The organism is Enterobacter sp. JBIWA005, from assembly GCF_019968805.1.
Lineage (GTDB): Bacteria > Pseudomonadota > Gammaproteobacteria > Enterobacterales > Enterobacteriaceae > Enterobacter > Enterobacter vonholyi.
The window spans coordinates 4289042-4307669 of record NZ_CP074159.1 but is presented as its reverse complement, the minus strand read 5'-3'; the positions used below and the strand labels follow the sequence as shown (position 1 = coordinate 4307669).

The 18628-nt window shown below is 55.4% G+C and carries 23 protein-coding genes; 16 read left to right on the top strand and 7 right to left on the bottom strand.

What is annotated here, in order from left to right; translation table 11 throughout:
• The 4 genes from ppiA to KGP22_RS20565 all read left to right on the top strand — a co-directional run bounded on the left by ppiA (position 1) and on the right by KGP22_RS20565 (position 3165).
• On the top strand, positions 1-573 hold the full coding sequence (ppiA, locus tag KGP22_RS20580) for a peptidylprolyl isomerase A (protein WP_014885514.1): 573 nt from the start codon (positions 1-3) through the stop codon (positions 571-573).
• A 106-nt stretch (positions 574-679) separates the two neighbouring features.
• The gene (locus KGP22_RS20575; protein ID WP_136195932.1) at positions 680-1264 is read left to right on the top strand and encodes a putative adenosine monophosphate-protein transferase Fic; all 585 of its coding nucleotides are present in this window, start codon (positions 680-682) and stop codon (positions 1262-1264) included.
• A gap of 30 nt (positions 1265-1294) precedes the next feature.
• Complete coding sequence (pabA, locus tag KGP22_RS20570; protein WP_223580624.1) at positions 1295-1858, top strand: aminodeoxychorismate synthase component 2; 564 nt, start codon at positions 1295-1297, stop codon at positions 1856-1858.
• A gap of 86 nt (positions 1859-1944) precedes the next feature.
• Positions 1945-3165: an aspartate aminotransferase family protein gene (locus KGP22_RS20565; RefSeq protein ID WP_223580622.1), complete on the top strand. Its 1221-nt coding sequence runs from the start codon at positions 1945-1947 to the stop codon at positions 3163-3165.
• Here the strand turns inward: KGP22_RS20565 and KGP22_RS20560 are convergent.
• A complete protein-coding gene (locus KGP22_RS20560; protein WP_127732848.1) occupies positions 3162-5249 on the bottom strand; it encodes a YccS/YhfK family putative transporter in 2088 nt (695 codons plus the stop codon). The genes KGP22_RS20565 and KGP22_RS20560 overlap by 4 nt on opposite strands.
• Before the next feature lie 57 nt (positions 5250-5306).
• A complete protein-coding gene (crp, locus tag KGP22_RS20555; protein ID WP_000242758.1) occupies positions 5307-5939 on the bottom strand; it encodes a cAMP-activated global transcriptional regulator CRP in 633 nt (210 codons plus the stop codon).
• A gap of 311 nt (positions 5940-6250) precedes the next feature.
• On the opposite strand from crp, the gene KGP22_RS20550 reads away from it, so the two are divergent.
• Positions 6251-6655 carry an OsmC family protein gene (locus KGP22_RS20550; protein WP_223580620.1) on the top strand — a complete coding sequence of 135 codons (405 nt, stop codon included), beginning with the start codon at positions 6251-6253 and terminating at the stop codon, positions 6653-6655.
• A gap of 66 nt (positions 6656-6721) precedes the next feature.
• Here KGP22_RS20550 and KGP22_RS20545 read toward each other — a convergent pair whose 3' ends face one another.
• The 4 genes from KGP22_RS20545 to KGP22_RS20530 form a co-directional block, all read right to left on the bottom strand.
• Positions 6722-7591: a phosphoribulokinase gene (locus KGP22_RS20545; RefSeq protein WP_008503017.1), complete on the bottom strand. Its 870-nt coding sequence runs from the start codon at positions 7589-7591 to the stop codon at positions 6722-6724.
• 30 nt (positions 7592-7621) lie between these two features.
• Positions 7622-7840, bottom strand: coding sequence for a YheU family protein (locus KGP22_RS20540; protein ID WP_008503016.1), 219 nt, complete (start codon positions 7838-7840; stop codon positions 7622-7624).
• On the bottom strand, positions 7837-8859 hold the full coding sequence (locus tag KGP22_RS20535; RefSeq protein WP_223580618.1) for a hydrolase: 1023 nt from the start codon (positions 8857-8859) through the stop codon (positions 7837-7839). Before KGP22_RS20535 ends, KGP22_RS20540 begins: the two co-directional genes overlap by 4 nt.
• A 112-nt stretch (positions 8860-8971) precedes the next feature.
• Positions 8972-10876: an ABC transporter ATP-binding protein gene (locus tag KGP22_RS20530; protein ID WP_223580616.1), complete on the bottom strand. Its 1905-nt coding sequence runs from the start codon at positions 10874-10876 to the stop codon at positions 8972-8974.
• Positions 10877-11011: 135 nt separating this feature from the next.
• Between KGP22_RS20530 and kefG the strand changes: the two genes are divergently transcribed.
• The 4 genes from kefG (at position 11012) to slyD (ending at position 14270) form a co-directional block, all read left to right on the top strand.
• Positions 11012-11566 (top strand): glutathione-regulated potassium-efflux system ancillary protein KefG, encoded by a 555-nt coding sequence (gene kefG / locus KGP22_RS20525; protein WP_021242220.1) that lies wholly within the window; start codon positions 11012-11014, stop codon positions 11564-11566.
• Positions 11566-13371, top strand: a complete 1806-nt coding sequence (kefB, locus tag KGP22_RS20520) for a glutathione-regulated potassium-efflux system protein KefB (RefSeq protein ID WP_223580614.1) — start codon at positions 11566-11568, stop codon at positions 13369-13371. Before kefG ends, kefB begins: the two co-directional genes overlap by 1 nt.
• A gap of 13 nt (positions 13372-13384) precedes the next feature.
• A complete protein-coding gene (locus tag KGP22_RS20515) occupies positions 13385-13585 on the top strand; it encodes a YheV family putative zinc ribbon protein (protein ID WP_010436300.1) in 201 nt (66 codons plus the stop codon).
• Between the two features lie 94 nt (positions 13586-13679).
• A complete protein-coding gene (gene slyD, locus KGP22_RS20510) occupies positions 13680-14270 on the top strand; it encodes a peptidylprolyl isomerase (protein WP_008503010.1) in 591 nt (196 codons plus the stop codon).
• A gap of 51 nt (positions 14271-14321) precedes the next feature.
• On the opposite strand, the gene KGP22_RS20505 is transcribed toward slyD, so the two are convergent.
• Positions 14322-14540: a protein SlyX gene (locus KGP22_RS20505; RefSeq protein ID WP_008503009.1), complete on the bottom strand. Its 219-nt coding sequence runs from the start codon at positions 14538-14540 to the stop codon at positions 14322-14324.
• Positions 14541-14778: 238 nt separating this feature from the next.
• Here KGP22_RS20505 and fkpA point away from each other — a divergent pair, with 238 nt between their 5' ends.
• The 7 genes from fkpA to rpsG all read left to right on the top strand — a co-directional run bounded on the left by fkpA (position 14779) and on the right by rpsG (position 18594).
• Positions 14779-15600, top strand: coding sequence for an FKBP-type peptidyl-prolyl cis-trans isomerase (fkpA, locus tag KGP22_RS20500; RefSeq protein ID WP_111963789.1), 822 nt, complete (start codon positions 14779-14781; stop codon positions 15598-15600).
• 165 nt (positions 15601-15765) lie between these two features.
• Positions 15766-16488: a transcriptional regulator gene (locus KGP22_RS20495; protein WP_003861697.1), complete on the top strand. Its 723-nt coding sequence runs from the start codon at positions 15766-15768 to the stop codon at positions 16486-16488.
• The gene (gene tusD / locus KGP22_RS20490) at positions 16488-16874 is read left to right on the top strand and encodes a sulfurtransferase complex subunit TusD (protein WP_111963790.1); all 387 of its coding nucleotides are present in this window, start codon (positions 16488-16490) and stop codon (positions 16872-16874) included. The genes KGP22_RS20495 and tusD overlap by 1 nt, the downstream gene beginning before the upstream one ends.
• On the top strand, positions 16874-17233 hold the full coding sequence (tusC, locus tag KGP22_RS20485; protein ID WP_223580612.1) for a sulfurtransferase complex subunit TusC: 360 nt from the start codon (positions 16874-16876) through the stop codon (positions 17231-17233). Before tusD ends, tusC begins: the two co-directional genes overlap by 1 nt.
• A 7-nt stretch (positions 17234-17240) precedes the next feature.
• Positions 17241-17528: a sulfurtransferase complex subunit TusB gene (gene tusB, locus KGP22_RS20480; RefSeq protein ID WP_223580610.1), complete on the top strand. Its 288-nt coding sequence runs from the start codon at positions 17241-17243 to the stop codon at positions 17526-17528.
• Between the two features lie 124 nt (positions 17529-17652).
• Entirely contained in the window at positions 17653-18027 is a 375-nt protein-coding gene (gene rpsL / locus KGP22_RS20475; protein WP_000246815.1) for a 30S ribosomal protein S12, read from the top strand.
• 96 nt (positions 18028-18123) lie between these two features.
• Positions 18124-18594, top strand: a complete 471-nt coding sequence (gene rpsG / locus KGP22_RS20470; RefSeq protein WP_004106370.1) for a 30S ribosomal protein S7 — start codon at positions 18124-18126, stop codon at positions 18592-18594.
• The last annotated feature ends 34 nt before the right edge of the window (positions 18595-18628 follow it).

Sequence of the window (18628 nt, the reverse complement as noted above, 5' to 3'; positions counted from 1 at the left end):
ATGCTCAAATCAACACTGGCGGCTGTCGCAGCTGTGTTTGCTCTTTCTGCCGTTTCCCCTGCTGCGCTGGCAGCAAAAGGGGACCCTCACGTTCTGCTGACCACCTCCGCCGGGAATATTGAGCTGGAACTGAATAGCCAGAAAGCCCCTGTTTCCGTGAAAAACTTCCTCGACTATGTGAACAGCGGTTTCTACAACAACACCACATTCCACCGCGTGATCCCAGGCTTCATGATTCAGGGTGGCGGCTTCAACGAGCAAATGCAGCAGAAACAGCCAAACCCGCCTATTAAAAACGAAGCGGACAACGGCCTGCTGAACAAGCGCGGCACCATCTCAATGGCGCGTACCGCGGACAAAGACAGCGCGACCAGCCAGTTCTTCCTCAACGTAGCGGATAACGCCTTCCTCGACCACGGTCAGCGCGACTTTGGCTATGCGGTCTTTGGTAAAATCGTGAAAGGGATGGACGTGGCTGACAAGATTTCTCAGGTGCCTACTCACGACGTCGGTCCGTATCAGAATGTCCCGTCAAAACCAGTGGTTATCCTCTCCGCCAAAGTTCTGCCGTAACTCTTCTGAGCGCGGGCTTCTCCGGCCCGCGTTATGTAGCCCTCCCTGCGAAAGCGCGTTTTGCTGCTTATACTTGTGGCAAACGGACTATTCAGGGAGGCGTTAAGTGAAAAAACTCACCGACAAGCAAAAATCCCGTCTCTGGGAACAGCAGCGTAACGTCAATTTACAGGCCAGTTGTCTCCTTGAAAAAGGTAATGGTCCCTCAGAACCCCATATTGAGACGCTGGAGCTTGGGCCTTCCGCGCCCGGGCTACCCCATCTGTGCCTTATTCATCGTCATCTGTACCGCAGTGAGATGAAGCGGGCAGGTGAGCTCCGTACCGAGGATATTTTTAAAGGTGACATTCCCTTCTGCCATTTTGAGTACATCGAAAAGATGGGGAACGAGCTGATGGCGGCGCTGGAAAGCGAAAAGTATCTTGTGGGTCTTGAGAAAGCTGCGTTTGTTGACAGAGTTAGCCACTACTACTGCGAAATCAACATGGTGCATCCGTTTATGCGTGGCAACGGTATTGCCCAACGCGTTTTCTTTGAGCAGCTGTCGCTCCACGCGGGCTACTCGCTGGACTGGCGTGATATCGACCCCGAGCAGTGGGTTGCGGCTAACCGAAGTGGCGCAACGGGAGATTTAACCGCGTTAAACGCTATCTTTGCCAAAGTAGTGAGCGAAGCGCGGGAATCTGAGTAGAATAGGGCGGCATTTTTTTCGGGAGCCGCCATGATTCTGCTGATTGATAACTACGATTCCTTCACCTGGAACCTTTACCAGTATTTTTGTGAACTGGGTGCAGAGGTGGTTGTCCGCCGTAACGACGAGATTGGCCTGGCCGATATCGAGACGCTGGCGCCGCAGAAAATCGTGATTTCACCCGGCCCCTGCACGCCGTCGGAATCAGGTATTTCGCTGGAGGTTATCCAGCACTATGCCGGCAAGCTGCCGATCCTCGGCGTTTGTCTGGGCCATCAGGCGATTGCCCAGGCCTTTGGTGCCACCATCGTGCGCGCCGGCAAAGTCATGCACGGTAAAACCTCGCCGGTCACCCACACGGGCACCGGAGTGTTCACGGGGCTCAGTAATCCGTTAACCGTGACGCGCTACCATTCGCTGGTGATTGACCCGTCAACGCTGCCCGACTGCTTTGAGGTGACCGCCCGGAGCGATACGCAGGAGATCATGGGGATTCGCCACCGCGAATGGGATCTCGAAGGCGTGCAGTTCCACCCGGAAAGTATCCTCAGCGAGCAGGGGCACGCGCTGCTGGCAAATTTCCTCAATCGCTGAAAATCTGTTGCCTTGTTGTGATTTTTTATGCATATTTTGTGATTATATTTTCACATTCACTGTGACATAAAATGGATGGTCATGACATGGCAACTGAACAACCAGCAATTACCCGCGCGACATTTGATGAAGTGATCCTGCCGATTTATGCACCGGCTGAATTTATCCCGGTTAAGGGAAAAGGCAGCCGCGTCTGGGATCAGCAGGGTAAAGAGTATGTAGATTTCGCGGGTGGTATTGCGGTCACGGCGCTGGGTCATTGCCATCCCGCGCTGGTGGAGGCGCTGAAAACCCAGGGCGAAACCCTGTGGCACACCAGCAACGTGTTCACCAACGAACCGGCGCTGCGCCTGGGCCGCAAGATCATTGATGCGACCTTTGCCGAGCGCGTGCTGTTTATGAACTCCGGCACAGAAGCCAACGAAACTGCCTTTAAGCTGGCGCGCTACTATGCGACAACGCGCCACAGCCCGTACAAAACCAAAATCATCGCCTTCCACAACGCCTTCCACGGACGCTCCTTCTTTACCGTCTCTGTTGGCGGCCAGCCGAAGTATTCCGACGGGTTTGGCCCAAAACCGGCCGACATCGTCCACGTGCCGTTTAACGATCTGCACGCGGTGAAAGCGGTAATGGACGACCACACTTGCGCAGTTGTTGTCGAGCCGATCCAGGGTGAAGGCGGCGTGACTGCGGCAACCCCGGAATTCCTGAAAGGGCTGCGCGCGCTGTGCGACGAGCATCAGGCGCTGCTGGTCTTTGATGAAGTGCAGTGCGGGATGGGGCGTACCGGCGATCTGTTCGCTTATATGCACTACGGCGTGACGCCGGATATTCTGACCAGTGCCAAAGCGCTTGGCGGTGGTTTCCCGGTGAGTGCGGTACTGACGACACAGGAGATCGCCTCTGCGTTCCACGTCGGTTCTCACGGCTCCACCTACGGCGGTAACCCGCTGGCCAGCGCCGTGGCGGGTGCCGCATTCGACATCATCTACACGCCAGAGGTGTTGAACGGCGTTAGCGCGAAGCGCGAGCTGTTTGTGAAACACCTGAAAAAGATTGATGAGCAGTACGACGTGTTCAGCGAGATCCGCGGGATGGGGCTGCTGATTGGCGCCGAGCTTAAGCCGCAGTACAAGGGCCGCGCGCGCGACTTTCTGCACGCCGCCGCTCGCGAAGGGGTGATGGTGCTCAACGCCGGGCCGGACGTGATGCGCTTTGCGCCGTCGCTGGTGGTGGAGGATAAGGATATTGTAGACGGGTTAACCCGCTTTGCCGCGGCGGTTGCGAAGATCGTTAAAGGCTAATATTCGGTTCGTTTCAACCGGCGCGTTAACCAAATGCCGTGATGCGGACGCTGACGCCATGCCACCGACGAAATGGTGTGCATGGTGTTCAGATGCCCCAGAACGCGCTGCAAGTGCTGCTCCAGCGTGCTCATTGGCCCGTGAGTCAACGTCTCCGGCGCTTCCAGAATGTTTGAGTCTCCCGACTCGCCCGGCGCGTCATACTCCAGACGCTGCTGACACCTCTGCAACGCAATTTCACATGACTGCAGATAGCGCTGCGCCAGGTCCGGCGTCAGCATCGTGTGCTCGCGCGCCAGCGTGGTCATGGCGTTAATGTGCTCGACGATAAACTGGCTATGCGTCACCCAGAGCTTCATATCGGCCAGATAGTGCGAATTAAAGCCCGGCTCCTGCATCGCCTGGTTAAGCGAGTTGAACAGGGCGTTGTGCGCCTGGTTGACCTTCATGCGCTGATACGCCAGCGGGGACGGCTGCGGGTCGTCGCTCAGGATCAGGCGAATGGCCTGCTGGTCGGCCTCCAGCGCGTCGTGGGCGTTCTGTCTCAGCAGCCCGCTCTGCCATTGCGGCCAGAGCCAGACCATGCCCCCAAAGGCAATCAGGCAGCCGATCAGAGTATCAATCAGCCTGGCGACAATAAACTGTTCGCCATTGAGCGTAAGCAGCTGCAGGGTATATACCGCCGTCACCGTAAAGCCCACCATCGCCCAGCCGTAGTTTTTGCGGATAATTAGATAGCTCACCAGCGTGATCGCCAGCATCCCTGCAAGGGTATAGCCTTCCGGCACGTGGAAGTGCAGCGTTACTCCCGCAATGATCAGCCCGGCCATCGTTCCGCCCGCCCGGTGCAGAATACGCACCCGCGTGGCACCGTAGCCGTTCTGGGTGACAAACAGCACGGTCATTAAGATCCAGTAGGGCTTCGGCAGATGCAGCGCCATGCCCATCAGGCTGGCGGTACTGAGCATCACGCTAATCCTTGCGGCGTTGCGCAGGGCGGAAGATTTAAAAGAAAGATAGCTTTTGAGCGCGGGCAATAACGGCAGCCGTTTTTGCTTATCCGCCATCAGGTCTCGTGGATAAAGCGGACGCTGGGTGCGCAACACCCGGGCGATGCGGCTGAAGTGCCAGGCGGCAAACTGTCCGACCGGGTTATCCGGATGCTGGCGGGCGATTTTCTCCAGCGCGCCGAGCTGTTTATCCATGTTAAAGCGCGTCGGGTAGCGGTGGTAGAGAATATCATCGGCCAGCACCCGCAGGCGTGCGGAGACGGTCTGCGCGTTCCAGCGGATCACCGCTTCGGCGTGGCTGCGCTCGACCAGCTTTTGCACCTCCTGCGGGTGGTGCAGGCTAACGGAAATATGTTCCTGCAGATCGAGCCCGACCTGGAAGGTGCGCAGCAGCCGTTTGTACTCGTGGTTCTTGTTGGCGGCGAGCATATGCAGCTGCTGATAGCACTGGCTTATGAGATCCACCACCTTCTGCTGGCGCGTAAGCAGCGGCGGTAAGGATTTTTCCGGGTCGGTGTGCTGGGTGAGCAGGGTATATTTGGCCTCGCAGTAATCCGCAAGCTGTACATAGAGCAGGCTCAGGGATTCGCGCAGCGGCTGTTCCCGCCACAGCCAGAACCAAAACCAGTTAAACAGCCCGTACCACAGCGTCCCCAGGGCGTAGATCAGCAGCGGCTCCCACACCGGCATATTCCCGGCGAGACTCAGCGTGAAGATGGCCGCAATCAGCGACGCGGGAAGCAGGCGGGCGTGCAGCGAACTTATTTCTGCCGTGACGCCGAGGGTCATCGCCAGCACGGTCAGGATCAGCGGCAGCGGGATATCACGAGCCAGTAAAAGCTGTACGGCGAGGCTACAGCCCGCAAACAGGCAGCCGCCAACGATCAGGCGTTTGAAAAAGCGCTTATGCGGCGTGTCCAGACCGGCGATGTTGCAGCAGGCGGGCACGAGGGAAAACAGCAGGCCTTGTTGAAGATGTCCGAGGATCAGGCCTATGGCCACAGGAAGACACAACACCAGCGTTTGTCGCAGTGCGTAGTTAACTTCCGGGTGATAGATCAGCCTGCGCCACATGGGGAATAGAGACAAAAACGGCGTGACACCTTGCGATGGCACGCCGTTTAAGCGGAATTAACGCGTTCCGTAGACCACGATGGTTTTACCGTGGGCGGAGATCAGGTTTTGATCTTCCAGCATTTTCAGGATACGGCCTACTGTTTCACGGGAGCAACCGACGATCTGACCAATTTCCTGACGGGTAATTTTAATTTGCATGCCGTCCGGGTGGGTCATGGCGTCTGGCTGTTTCGCCAGGTTCAACAGGGTCTGCGCGATACGACCGGTAACGTCCAGGAAGGCGAGGTTACCCACTTTCTCTGAGGTGACCTGCAGACGGCGCGCCATCTGGGAAGAAAGACGCATCAGGATGTCAGGGTTAACCTGAATCAGCTGACGGAACTTCTTGTAAGAAATTTCAGCCACTTCACATGCTGTCTTTGCACGAACCCAGGCGCTACGTTCCTGGCCCTCTTCAAACAGGCCCAGTTCACCGATGAAATCGCCCTGGTTCAGATAAGAAAGGATCATCTCTTTCCCTTCTTCATCTTTGATCAGCACTGCCACCGAGCCTTTAACGATGTAATACAACGTTTCCGCTTTTTCACCCTGGTGAATCAGCGTGCTCTTAGATGGGTACTTATGAATGTGGCAATGAGACAAGAACCATTCGAGAGTAGGGTCTGTTTGCGGTTTGCCAAGCACCATGCGCTGTTATCCTCTGTTATAAGCTGTCACCAGAGTCATCAGATGCATCCGGACTCTGGGGTTGCAATCGAATTCTTACCCATACCCTGGGAAGTCGGCTACCGTAACGTTTCGCAGCCAGTAAAGTTTGATGTCCTCTGCATACATGTGTAACGTCAATGTATTACTGTAGCATCCAGAGTGTTTTAGCATAGCTTTCGCCGCGTGTCTCCTGGTGTCTCGCTTCAGCATGATGCAGGTCGCCTTCCATTGCGAGAAATGTAACGCACGCGTAATCTGTCACCAAAAATGCAACGTTGGAGTTTAAGAATATGCAAGCGCGCGTGAAATGGGTTGAAGGTTTAACGTTCCTGGGCGAGTCCGCGTCAGGGTACCAGATTTTAATGGACGGTAACTCCGGCGATAAAGCGCCAAGCCCAATGGAAATGGTGCTGATGGCGGCAGGCGGATGCAGCGCCATTGACGTGGTGTCGATTCTGCAAAAAGGTCGTCATGACGTGACGGATTGTGAGGTTAAACTCACCTCAGAACGTCGTGAAGAGGCACCACGTCTGTTCACCCATATTAACCTGCACTTTGTGGTCACCGGTAAAGAACTGAAAGACGCGGCGGTTTCACGTGCGGTGGACCTGTCTGCGGAGAAGTACTGCTCTGTGGCGTTAATGCTGGAGAAAGCGGTAAAAATCACGCATTCGTATGAAGTGATCGAGGCGTGATTCATGGGGCATCGTGCGTGTTGATGCCCTCACCCTAACCCTCTCCCACAGGGAGAGGGAACATGCTCATGCGATCTGTTTCCCTTCCATCAACCGCTCCACCAGCGGCGTCATGATGAGCTCCATCGCCAGCCCCATTTTTCCGCCCGGTACGACCAATGTATTCATGTGAGAAATAAACGAGCCCTGCAGCATCGCCAGCAGCCATGGGTAATCTATGCCTTCGAGATTGCGGAAATGGATCACCACAAAGCTCTCATCCAGGGATGGGATACTTTTGGCGGCAAACGGGTTGGAGGTATCTACCGTCGGCACGCGCTGGAAGTTGATATGGGTGCGGGAGAACTGCGGCGTCAGAAAGTTGATGTAATCTTCCATGGAGCGCACCACCGAGTCCATTACCGCCTCTCGCGAATGGCCACGTTCGCTCATGTCGCGCGTCAGCTTCTGGATCCACTCCAGGTTCACGATAGGGACCACACCGACCAGCAGGTCCACGTGGCGCGCCACGTCGTGTTGCGGGGTGACCACGCCGCCGTGCAATCCTTCGTAAAACAGGACGTCAGTGGGTTCCGGCAGCGGTTGCCATGGGGTAAAGGTTCCCGGCACCTGATTCCAGGGAACGGCTTCATCATAGGTATGCAGATACTTGCGGGACTGCCCTTTGCCGCTCTGACCATACTCGATAAAGGTTTGTTCCAGCAGGCCGAAGTCGTTAGCCTCCGGGCCGAAGTAGCTAATGTGTTTACCCAGATCGCGCGCCTTACGGATGGCCATGTCCATCTCCGGACGCGTGTAGCGGTGAAAGCTGTCGCCCTCGACCTCCGCCGCACGGAGATTTAGCTGGGCGAAAATCTTGCGAAATGCGAGGCTGGTGGTGGTGGTTCCCGCACCACTCGACCCCGTAACGGCTATAACCGGATGTCTGGCAGACATAGCAACTCCCTGACTGAAAAGGGTGGAAGATCAGCCGTGAAACGCGTTGCGGGGCATGATATTGACCGTCTCATGCAGTTCTGACCACACCAGCACCACGTCGCCGCTTTTCAGCTGGCGCTTTACATCGTTGACCTTTTGCTCAAGCGAGCGTTCCTGTTCACCATAATCGGTGCCTTCGCGTAATACAAAGCTTTCAATCAGATTATCGAGCGTTTCGGGAGCCAGATCCTGCCAGGGAATAATCATTTTGCACCGTCCAGATAAGGGGTTAGCCAGTCAGGAATACGCGCCTCAAGCCACATTTTCGGGCGGCGCAGCGTGCCGCCGATAAACCCGACGTGGCCGCCGTGCTCGGTCAACTGATAGTGAACGTTGTCGGGCAGGAATTCCTGCGCGGGGATCGAGTGATGATCCATAAACGGGTCATCTTTGGCATGAATAATCAGCGTTGGCTGCGTGATCTTGCTGAGCAGCGGCATGGCGCTGCACTGACGATAATAGTCAATCGCATCGGCGAAGCCGTGAATTTTCGCGGTGATCAGGTCGTCGAACTCGCGAATGCGGCGTACCTTTTTCAGCTGGCGCAGGCTGACCGGCAGTGTATCCGGGTAGGCCTTCAGTTTACGTGCCGCGTTGGCCTTCAGGAGGTTGAGCAGGTAGCGCTGGTAGACGCGGGAGAAGCCTTTATCCATATGGTAGCTGCACTGCTCGAGCATAAACGGCGCGGAGACAATGACGGCGGCCTCCAGCGGCACGCTTTCGCCCTCTTTGGCCAGCAGACAGGCCAGCATATTGCCGCCCAGCGAGTAGCCCACGGCGGCCGTTGGCGCGGTGCCATAATTTTCCCGCAGCCAGTGTAAAAACCACGTCCCGTCTTCTGTTTCACCCGAGTGATAAATGCGTTTCTGACGATTCGGTTCGCCGCTACAGCCGCGAAAATGCATCACCACGCCGAGCCAGCCGCGCGCTTTTGCCGCTTCAATTAGCCCATGGGCATACGGGCTGTGCAGGCTGCCTTCCAGGCCGTGAAAGACCACCAGACGCGGCTTATGGCGAGCCTGTTCCGGCGCTTCGCTCCAGGCGAGATCCAGAAAATCACCGTCTGGCAGGTCAAGCCGTTGCCAGTGCGGGGTGAACTGAACCTTGCGGCGGATCAGTCGCGGCAGCATGGTCTGCAAATGGGGATTGGCCACGCCGCGCATAGGCACGAACTCAGTGCTGTCTTCGGCCGCAATGTCGAAGTCTGATGGAATGATTTGGGTCATAAGCGCGATGCTGATTCTTGTCGGAAATTTACGATACTTTCCGAATTGTACCCCGTTTAAGCTGGATTTCCGAACCCGGTACGGATTCTGTTCTTAAAACGGGGTAAACAGGTCAGTCAGCCTGCAGCATCGCTTCCAGCTGTTCCTGCGCGTCGAGCCACGCCATCTCACACTCTTCAAGGCTGGATTTGGTCTTCGCCTGGGTTTGCAGGCAGTCCGTCAGTTCAGCTTTACGGCTCTGGTCATACAGGCCGCTGTCGCCGAGCTTCTCTTCAACATCGGCAAGCGTGGCGTTGAGCTTTTCCATCTCTTTTTCGAGACGGGCAATCTCTTTACGCAGCGGCTGCGTCTGGGTGCGCAGCTCCGCTTCACGGCGCTTCTGGTCTTTACGTGCCTGCGCGCTGTTGGCGTTGTCTTTCGCTGACTCTTCCGGCTGGTTCTCCTGCTTCTGCACGTCCGTCAGCCACTGCTGGTAGTCTTCCAGATCGCCATCGAACGGTTCCACTTTGCCATCGTGCACTAAGTAGAGATCGTCCGTGGTGGAGCGGATCAGGTGACGGTCGTGCGAAACCACAACCAGCGCGCCTTCGAACTCAATCAGCGCTTCGGTCAGCGCCTGACGCATATCGAGATCCAGGTGGTTGGTCGGTTCATCGAGTAGCAGCAGGTTCGGACGCTGCCAGACGATCAGCGCCAGCACCAGACGGGCTTTTTCGCCCCCGGAGAAGCGCTCGGTGTTTTCAGTGACCTTATCGCCCTGGAAGCCGAAGCCGCCGAGGTAGTCGCGCAGCTTCTGCTCCATCTCCTGCGGCGCCAGACGCGCGAGGTGCTGAATCGGGGATTCATCCGCGCGTAAAAATTCCAGCTGATGCTGGGCGAAGTAACCCAGCTTGATGCCCTTCGCCAGGCCAATTTCACCCTTGACCGGGTTAAGCTCGCCCGCCAGCAGTTTGATCAGCGTCGATTTACCGGCACCGTTGCGTCCCAGCAGACCAATACGTGAACCCGGCACCAGGTTGAGCTTGATGGAGTCGAGAATAATGCGGTCGGCATAGCCCGCGCTGACTTTTTCCATCTTCAGCAGCGGGTTCGGCAGGCTTTCCGGGGCGCGGAAGCTGAAATGGAACGGGTTGTCGACGTGCGCCGGGGCGATCATCTCCATGCGTTCCAGCATCTTGATGCGGCTCTGGGCCTGCTTCGCTTTTGAGGCTTTGGCCTTGAAGCGATCCACGAAGCTCTGCAGGTGCGCCATGCGCTGCTGCTGGCTTTCGTACATGGACTGCTGCTGGGCAAGGCGCGTCGCGCGCTGGCGCTCGAAGGAGCTGTAGTTGCCGGTGTACTCGAACATCGTTTGCTGTTCGATATGAATGATTTTATCCACCACCGGGTCGAGGAAGTCTCGGTCGTGGGAGATCAGAATCAGAGTGCCCTGATAGCTCTTGAGCCACTTCTCCAGCCAAATAACCGCATCGAGATCGAGGTGGTTAGTCGGTTCATCAAGCAGCAGTAGGTCAGAGCGGCAGATCAGCGCCTGCGCCAGGTTGAGGCGCATACGCCAGCCGCCGGAGAAGTCGCTGACCGGGCGTTCGAGCTGTTCGTTGCTGAAGCCCAGGCCGTGCAGCAGGCTGGAGGCGCGGGAGCGAATGGTCCACGCGTCAATGGCGTCCAGCTTACCGTGAACCGTGGCAATGGCGTGGCCGTCGTTGCGCTCGTTAGCGGCGTTAAGTTCCGCCTCGAGCTTACGGTACTCACGGTCACCGTCGATAACATAGTCGAGTGCCGGTTCGCTCAGCGCCGGGGTCTCCTGGTTTACCCAGGCGAGCTGCCAGTTTCCCGGGAAGGTAAAGTTACCGCCATCCGCGCTAATCTCGTTTTTCAGCAGCGCCAGCAGGGTGGATTTACCACAGCCGTTTTTGCCGACCAGACCCACTTTTTGGCCTGGGTTGATGGTAGCAGTGGCGTTATCCAGCAGGACGCGCACGCCGCGACGAATTTGTAACGAGGAGAAAACAATCATAGAAGCGCCGTATGTTCCGACTATGTTAATTTGTCATTATGATAATGTAAGGTGTGGGCCATTTTCCGCACCGGGCCGCCATGGTAGCCCAAAACAACAACGATACACAAAAACAGAAACAAGACCGGGAGGGGAATGATGTCTCAGACAGCAAAAGTGCTGCTGCTGTATGCCCATCCGGAATCTCAGGACTCGGTGGCAAACCGGGTGCTGCTTAAGCCGGCCACACAGCTCAGTAACGTGACGGTGCACGATCTCTACGCGCACTATCCTGATTTCTTTATTGATATCCCTTACGAGCAGGAACTGCTGCGTCAGCATGACGTGATTGTGTTCCAGCATCCGCTTTATACCTACAGCTGTCCGGCGCTGCTCAAAGAGTGGCTGGACCGCGTGCTGAGCCGGGGCTTCTCCAGCGGGGTGGGGGGCAACCAGCTGGCGGGAAAGTACTGGCGTAGCGTGATTACGACCGGTGAACCCGAAAGCGCTTACCGCCACGACGGGTTGAACCGTTATCCGATGAGCGACATTCTGCGGCCTTTTGAGCTGACGGCGGCCATGTGCCGTATGCACTGGATGAGCCCGATTATTGTCTACTGGGCCCGTCGTCAGGATCCGAAAGAACTGGCCAGCCACGCCAGAGCCTACGGCGAATGGCTGGCGTCACCGATTCCGGCAGGAGGTCGTTAATGGAAGGATCGAATTTGCTCCTCGCCGGGGTGCTGTTTTTGTTTGCGGCCGTCGTCGCGGTGCCGCTTGCTGCACGTATTGGGATAGGTGCGGTGCTGGGGTATCTGCTGGCGGGGATCGCGATTGGCCCCTGGGGACTGGGATTCATCAGCGATGTAGATGAAATTCTCCATTTCTCCGAGCTGGGCGTGGTGTTCCTGATGTTCATCATCGGCCTTGAGCTGAACCCTTCTAAATTGTGGCAGCTCCGACGCTCCATCTTTGGCGTGGGTGCCGCGCAGGTGGTGTTCAGCGCCGCGATTCTGGGGGGCCTGTTAATGCTGACGAATTTCTCCTGGCAGGCGGCGGTGATAGGCGGGATAGGCCTTGCGATGTCGTCAACGGCGATGGCCCTGCAGCTGATGCGCGACAAAGGGATGAATCGCAACGAAGCCGGTCAGCTGGGTTTTTCGGTACTGCTGTTTCAGGATTTAGCGGTGATCCCGGCGCTGGCGCTGGTGCCGCTGCTGGCGGGCTCCGGCGACGATCACTTTGACTGGGCGAAAATTGCCATGAAGGTGCTGGCCTTCGCGGGGATGCTGATTGGCGGACGTTTTCTTTTACGTCCTGTGTTCCGCTTTATTGCCGCGTCGGGCGTGCGCGAGGTCTTTACGGCCGCGACGCTGCTGCTGGTGCTGGGGTCGGCATTGTTTATGGATGCGCTGGGGCTGTCGATGGCGCTCGGGACCTTTATCGCCGGGGTGCTGCTGGCGGAGAGCGAGTATCGGCACGAGCTGGAAATTGCCATCGATCCCTTTAAAGGGCTGCTGTTAGGCCTGTTCTTTATTTCGGTGGGGATGGCGCTCAACCTTGGTGTACTCTATACCCATCTGCTGTGGGTGATAGTGAGCGTAGCCATCCTGGTAGCGGTGAAAACGCTGGTACTGTACGTCTTGGCACGCATTTACGGCTTGCGCAGTTCGGAACGCATGCAGTTTGCCAGCGTGTTAAGCCAGGGCGGTGAGTTTGCGTTTGTGCTGTTCTCCACCGCATCTTCCCAGAAGCTGTTTAAAGACGATCAGATGGCGCTTTTGCTGGTGACGGTCACGCTGTCAATGATGAACACGCCGCTGCTGATGAAGCTGGTGGATAAACTCCTGTCGCGCCGCCTGAACCCGTCAGACGATGAAGACGAAGCGCCGTGGGTAGAAGATGATAAGCCCCAGGTTATCGTGGTGGGCTTTGGCCGCTTTGGACAGGTGATCGGACGTTTGCTGATGGCGAACAAAATGCGCATTACGGTGCTGGAGCGTGATATCAGCGCGGTCAACCTGATGCGCAAATACGGATATAAGGTTTACTACGGCGATGCGACCCAGCTCGAGCTACTGCGCTCGGCGGGGGCAGAAGCGGCAGAGTCCATCGTGATTACCTGTAACGACCCGGAAGACACGATGAAGCTGGTGGATCTGTGCCAACAGCATTTCCCGCATCTGCATATTCTGGCGCGTGCGCGGGGACGTGTTGAAGCTCACGAATTATTGCAGGCGGGGGTGAAACACTTCTCCCGTGAGACGTTCTCCAGTGCGCTGGAGCTGGGGCGCAAGGCGCTGATCTCGCTTGGCATGCATCCGCATCAGGCGCAGCGAGCCCAGATGCACTTCCGCCGGCTGGATATGCGGATGCTGCGCGAGCTGATGCCGGTACATACCGATACGGCGCAGATCTCCCGCGTGCGGGAAGCGCGTCGCGAGCTGGAGGAGATCTTCCAGCGCGAGATGCAGCAGGAAAGACGCCAGCTCGATGGCTGGGATGAATTTGAATAAAGGGTAACGAAAGATGGCTGTACGTAAACGCTTTATCGCGGGTGCAAAATGCCCGACCTGCCAGGCGCAAGATACCCTGGCGATGTGGCGGGAAAATAATATTGATGTTGTTGAGTGTGTTAAGTGCGGTCACCAGATGCGTGAGGCCGACAAAGAGGCCCGCGATCACGTTCGCAAAGAAGAGCAAGTGATCGGCATTTTTCATCCAGACTAGCGATATGCTCTGAGTTTTTTTAAGCTTAAGGGTACACGGGTGCAGATTTCCGCTACAATCTGCGCCAGCAATTTTCCCACGCTCAGGAGATATCATGAAAGTAGCAAAAGACCTGGTGGTCAGCCTGGCCTATCAGGTACGTACAGAAGACGGTGTGTTGGTTGATGAGTCTCCGGTGAGTGCGCCGCTTGACTACCTGCATGGTCACGGTTCCCTGATTTCCGGCCTGGAAAACGCGCTGGAAGGTCATGAAGTTGGCGACAAATTTGACGTTGCTGTAGGCGCGAATGACGCTTACGGCCAGTATGACGACAACCTTGTTCAGCGCGTTCCTAAAGACGTGTTCATGGGCGTTGACGAACTGCAGGTTGGCATGCGCTTCCTGGCTGAAACTGACCAGGGTCCAGTTCCTGTTGAAATCACCGAAGTGGAAGATGACCACGTCGTGGTTGACGGTAACCACATGCTGGCTGGCCAGAACCTGAAGTTTAATGTCGAAGTTGTTGCGATCCGTGAAGCAACCGAAGAAGAGCTGGCTCATGGCCACGTTCACGGTGCGCACGGTCACGACCATGACCACGATCACGGCCACGACGGCTGCTGCGGTGGTCACGGCCACGACCATGGTCATGATCACGGCCACGGTAAAGGTGGTTGCGGTAACGGCGGCTGCGGCTGTCACTAATTCCGCCATGCGGAAAATAAAAAAGCGGGATAATCCCGCTTTTTTTACGCCTCAATAATGAGGAGGTGGCGTCTCTTCTGACTGAGAGGCAATGTTCGACGGCTGCGTAGCCTTCAGCTTTTCCGTCAGCAGGCGCATATGATCCCGCAGTTTTGCCATTTCGAGTTCATGTGCGGTCACGGTCTGGTTTAGCTCTTCGATGGTGATGTCCTGAAAAGCCAGGCGGCTTTCCAGCTCAGCCATTCTCGCTTCTATCGTTGTATCCTTCATCATTCACCTCGTTTGTTTCAGATTCACCATAATGGCACTGCGGCGGCGCAGTTTAACTGAGTTTATCCTTAAGTACAGTCTGCATCCCCTTGGCAGGAAACTTATTTAAACAAAAATAGTCTGAAAAGTGGCGAGAATTGGAAGTGTCTGTCTGTAGATTTCTTCCGCAACGTTTTATAGTACGTAACTCATTTACGTTTAACGCTGGGGTGAGAGTCCCCAGGCCCTGGAGATATGGATGAAATCACTGTTTAAAGTAACGCTGCTGGCGACGACGATGGCTGTTGCGCTGAACGCGCCGCTGTCATTCGCTGCTGATACTGCTGCGAAGCCTGCTGCCACTGCAGACAGCAAAGCGGCGTTCAAAAATGACGACCAGAAATCCGCCTACGCACTTGGCGCATCTCTGGGTCGTTACATGGAAAACTCTCTGAAAGAACAAGAGAAGCTGGGCATCAAACTGGATAAAGCTCAGCTGATAGCGGGCGTTCAGGACGCATTTGCAGATAAGAGCAAGCTGTCTGATCAGGAAATTGAGCAGACTCTGCAGGCGTTCGAAGCGCGTGTGAAGGGCGCCGCGCAGACTAAGATGGACGCGGACGCTAAAGACAACGAAGCGAAAGGCAAAGCCTACCGCGATACCTTCGCTAAAGAGAAGGGTGTGAAAACCTCTTCTACTGGCCTGGTGTACAAAGTTGAGAAAGAAGGCACCGGCGATGCGCCTAAAGACAGCGACACCGTTGTTGTGAACTACAAAGGTACGCTGATCGACGGTAAAGAGTTCGATAACTCTTACACCCGTGGTGAGCCGCTCTCCTTCCGTCTGGATGGTGTGATCCCTGGCTGGACTGAAGGCCTGAAAAACATCAAGAAAGGCGGCAAGATCAAGATGGTCATCCCACCGGATCTGGCCTATGGCAAAACCGGCGTTCCGGGAATCCCAGCTAACTCGACGCTGGTCTTTGACGTAGAGCTGCTGGACATCAAACCGGCACCGAAAGCGGATGCTAAAGCGGACGCACCTGCTGAAGAAAAAGCAGCGACAGACGCTAAGAAGTAATGTGATAAAAACCGCCGCCTTTCAGGCGGCGGTTTTTTTATTGTGGGGCAGATATAATTAACACTGGAAAGCGCTATACACGCTGTATTAATTTAGTTGTCCGTGTAGATAATGAGCCTGCCCTGAAAACCTAACGACAGGCTCCTGAAAAGGAGTGTTTTTTTCATGTCCAGGTCGCTTTTAACCAACGAAACCAGTGAACTTGATTTGCTGGATCAACGTCCTTTCGATCAGACCGACTTCGATATTCTGAAATCCTATGAAGCGGTAGTGGACGGGTTAGCGATGCTCATTGGCTCCCACTGCGAAATCGTATTGCACTCCCTGCAAGATCTGAAGTGTTCCGCCATCCGCATTGCGAATGGTGAGCATACTGGCCGTAAAATTGGTTCGCCAATCACCGACCTTGCATTGCGTATGTTGCATGACATGACCGGCGCGGACAGCAGCGTCTCCAAATGCTATTTCACCCGTGCCAAAAGCGGCGTGCTGATGAAATCAGAAACTATCGCGATTCGAAACCGCGAGCATCGTGTGATTGGGCTGCTGTGCATCAACATGAACCTTGATGTGCCTTTCTCGCAGATCATGAGCACCTTTATTCCACCAGAAACGCCGGATGTTGGCTCTTCTGTTAACTTTGCCTCTTCCGTCGAAGATCTCGTCACACAGACGCTTGAGTTCACCATTGAAGAAGTGAATGCCGATCGCAACGTCTCGAACAACGCCAAGAATCGCCAGATCGTGCTCAATCTCTATGAGAAAGGGATTTTTGATATTAAAGACGCCATCAACCAGGTGGCCGATCGTCTGAACATCTCCAAGCACACGGTCTACCTCTATATTCGCCAGTTCAAAAGCGGTGATTTCCTGGGACAAGACAAGTAATGCGTTTTGCGTTAATGGTGACAGGACCTGCGTACGGGACTCAGCAGGCCAGCAGCGCGCTGCAGTTTGCGCATGCGCTGCTGGCGGCCGGACATGAGCTGGCGAGCGTCTTCTTCTATCGGGAAGGGGTGTACAATGCGAACCAGTTTACGTCGCCGGCGAGCGATGAGTTCGATCTGGTGCGCGGCTGGCAGGCATTAAACGAAAAGCAGGGCGTAGAACTGCACATCTGCGTGGCGGCGGCACTGCGCCGCGGCGTAACCGATACAACCGAAGCTGCGCGTCTTGGTTTATCGGGTTCTAACCTGCAGCCCGGTTTTTCGTTAAGTGGTCTGGGCGCGCTGGCACAGGCGGCGTTAACCTGCGACAGAGTGGTGCAATTCTGATGAAGCGCGTGGCATTTGTTTTTAAGTCTGCGCCGCACGGCAGCGCTTCTGGCCGAGAAGGGCTGGATGCGTTACTTGCAACGTCCGCGCTGACCGAAGATATCGGCGTCTTCTTTTTGGGGGACGGGGTGTTTCAGCTTCTGGCTGGGCAACAGCCTCAGGCCATTCTGGCGCGGGATTACATCGCTACCTTTAAAGTGCTGCCGCTGTACGACATCAAAACCCTTTATGTCTGCGCCGATTCGCTGGCCGCTCGCGGTTTGGATGATAAGACGCCTTTCGTGCTGGATGTGACAGTCCTGTCTTCTGCTGCATTGCGCGAACACCTTTCCCACTACGACACCGTTCTGACTTTCTGAGGCTAACATGCTCCATACTCTGAGCCATTCACCGTGGCAATGTGATATCGACGCGTTACTGAGTATGCTGCGCGACGGTGATGACCTGCTGCTGATTCAGGATGGCGTACTTGCTGCACTGGAAGGCAGTCGTTTCGTTGAAATTCTCACGAATGCCCCCATAACAGTCTCTGCGCTGAAGGAGGATCTGGATGCGCGGGGTCTTTCTGGTCAAATTTCAGCCAAAATTGACGTGGTTGGCTATACTGATTTCGTCAATCTTACTGTGACGCACGCCAGTCAAATGAACTGGTGATTTGAGATCGCTGTATATTTCTTGACACCTTTTCGACGTAGCCCTAAAATTTCGCGTCCTCATATTGTATGAGGTCGTTTTATTACGTGTTTACGAAGCAAAAGCTAAAACCAGGAGCTATTTAATGGCAACAGTTAACCAGCTGGTACGCAAACCACGTGCACGCAAAGTTGCGAAAAGCAACGTGCCTGCGCTGGAAGCCTGCCCGCAGAAACGTGGCGTATGTACTCGTGTATATACCACCACTCCTAAAAAACCAAACTCCGCACTGCGTAAAGTATGCCGTGTGCGTTTGACTAACGGTTTCGAAGTGACTTCCTACATCGGTGGTGAAGGTCACAACCTGCAGGAGCACTCCGTGATCCTGATCCGTGGCGGTCGTGTTAAAGACCTTCCGGGTGTTCGTTACCACACCGTTCGTGGTGCGCTGGACTGCTCAGGTGTTAAAGACCGTAAGCAGGCTCGCTCCAAGTACGGCGTGAAGCGTCCTAAGGCTTAATGGTTCTCCGTTAAGTAAGGCCAAACTGATTTATCTTAATGTCACACTAAACTCTTTGAGTTTTGGACAATCCTGAATTAACAACGGAGTATTCCCATGCCACGTCGTCGCGTCATTGGTCAGCGTAAAATTCTTCCAGATCCGAAATTCGGATCAGAACTGCTGGCAAAATTTGTAAATATCCTGATGGTAGATGGTAAAAAATCTACTGCAGAAGCAATCGTATACAGCGCGCTTGAGACCCTGGCTCAGCGTTCTGGTAAAAATGAACTGGAAGCTTTCGAAGTCGCTCTCGACAACGTTCGCCCAACTGTAGAAGTTAAGTCCCGCCGCGTTGGTGGTTCTACTTATCAGGTTCCAGTTGAAGTTCGTCCGGTTCGTCGTAATGCCCTGGCAATGCGTTGGATCGTTGAAGCTGCTCGTAAACGCGGTGATAAATCCATGGCTCTGCGTCTGGCGAACGAACTTTCTGATGCTGCAGACAACAAAGGTACTGCAGTTAAGAAACGTGAAGACGTTCACCGTATGGCAGAAGCCAACAAGGCGTTCGCACACTACCGTTGGTAATCCCTTCGGAGTCTTAGTCACCAGGCGGGCGCTT

Bases quoted from the DNA above. Each gene is read 5' to 3' on its own strand.
- KGP22_RS20560 (WP_127732848.1), bottom strand. From the start codon at position 5,249: ATGTGGCGCAGGCTGATCTATCACCCGGAAGTTAACTACGCACTGCGA.
- pabA (WP_223580624.1), top strand. From the start codon at position 1,295: ATGATTCTGCTGATTGATAACTACGATTCCTTCACCTGGAACCTTTAC.
- KGP22_RS20505 (WP_008503009.1), bottom strand. From the start codon at position 14,540: ATGAAGGATACAACGATAGAAGCGAGAATGGCTGAGCTGGAAAGCCGC.
- KGP22_RS20495 (WP_003861697.1), top strand. From the start codon at position 15,766: ATGTCCAGGTCGCTTTTAACCAACGAAACCAGTGAACTTGATTTGCTG.
- kefB (WP_223580614.1), top strand. From the start codon at position 11,566: ATGGAAGGATCGAATTTGCTCCTCGCCGGGGTGCTGTTTTTGTTTGCG.
- tusC (WP_223580612.1), top strand. From the start codon at position 16,874: ATGAAGCGCGTGGCATTTGTTTTTAAGTCTGCGCCGCACGGCAGCGCT.
- KGP22_RS20540 (WP_008503016.1), bottom strand. From the start codon at position 7,840: ATGATTATTCCCTGGCAGGATCTGGCTCCCGAAACGCTCGATAATCTG.
- KGP22_RS20545 (WP_008503017.1), bottom strand. From the start codon at position 7,591: ATGTCTGCCAGACATCCGGTTATAGCCGTTACGGGGTCGAGTGGTGCG.
- KGP22_RS20565 (WP_223580622.1), top strand. From the start codon at position 1,945: ATGGCAACTGAACAACCAGCAATTACCCGCGCGACATTTGATGAAGTG.
- KGP22_RS20535 (WP_223580618.1), bottom strand. From the start codon at position 8,859: ATGACCCAAATCATTCCATCAGACTTCGACATTGCGGCCGAAGACAGC.
- kefG (WP_021242220.1), top strand. From the start codon at position 11,012: ATGATGTCTCAGACAGCAAAAGTGCTGCTGCTGTATGCCCATCCGGAA.
- fkpA (WP_111963789.1), top strand. From the start codon at position 14,779: ATGAAATCACTGTTTAAAGTAACGCTGCTGGCGACGACGATGGCTGTT.
- rpsG (WP_004106370.1), top strand. From the start codon at position 18,124: ATGCCACGTCGTCGCGTCATTGGTCAGCGTAAAATTCTTCCAGATCCG.
- tusB (WP_223580610.1), top strand. From the start codon at position 17,241: ATGCTCCATACTCTGAGCCATTCACCGTGGCAATGTGATATCGACGCG.
- KGP22_RS20530 (WP_223580616.1), bottom strand. From the start codon at position 10,876: ATGATTGTTTTCTCCTCGTTACAAATTCGTCGCGGCGTGCGCGTCCTG.
- ppiA (WP_014885514.1), top strand. From the start codon at position 1: ATGCTCAAATCAACACTGGCGGCTGTCGCAGCTGTGTTTGCTCTTTCT.
- KGP22_RS20550 (WP_223580620.1), top strand. From the start codon at position 6,251: ATGCAAGCGCGCGTGAAATGGGTTGAAGGTTTAACGTTCCTGGGCGAG.
- slyD (WP_008503010.1), top strand. From the start codon at position 13,680: ATGAAAGTAGCAAAAGACCTGGTGGTCAGCCTGGCCTATCAGGTACGT.
- tusD (WP_111963790.1), top strand. From the start codon at position 16,488: ATGCGTTTTGCGTTAATGGTGACAGGACCTGCGTACGGGACTCAGCAG.
- rpsL (WP_000246815.1), top strand. From the start codon at position 17,653: ATGGCAACAGTTAACCAGCTGGTACGCAAACCACGTGCACGCAAAGTT.
- KGP22_RS20515 (WP_010436300.1), top strand. From the start codon at position 13,385: ATGGCTGTACGTAAACGCTTTATCGCGGGTGCAAAATGCCCGACCTGC.
- crp (WP_000242758.1), bottom strand. From the start codon at position 5,939: ATGGTGCTTGGCAAACCGCAAACAGACCCTACTCTCGAATGGTTCTTG.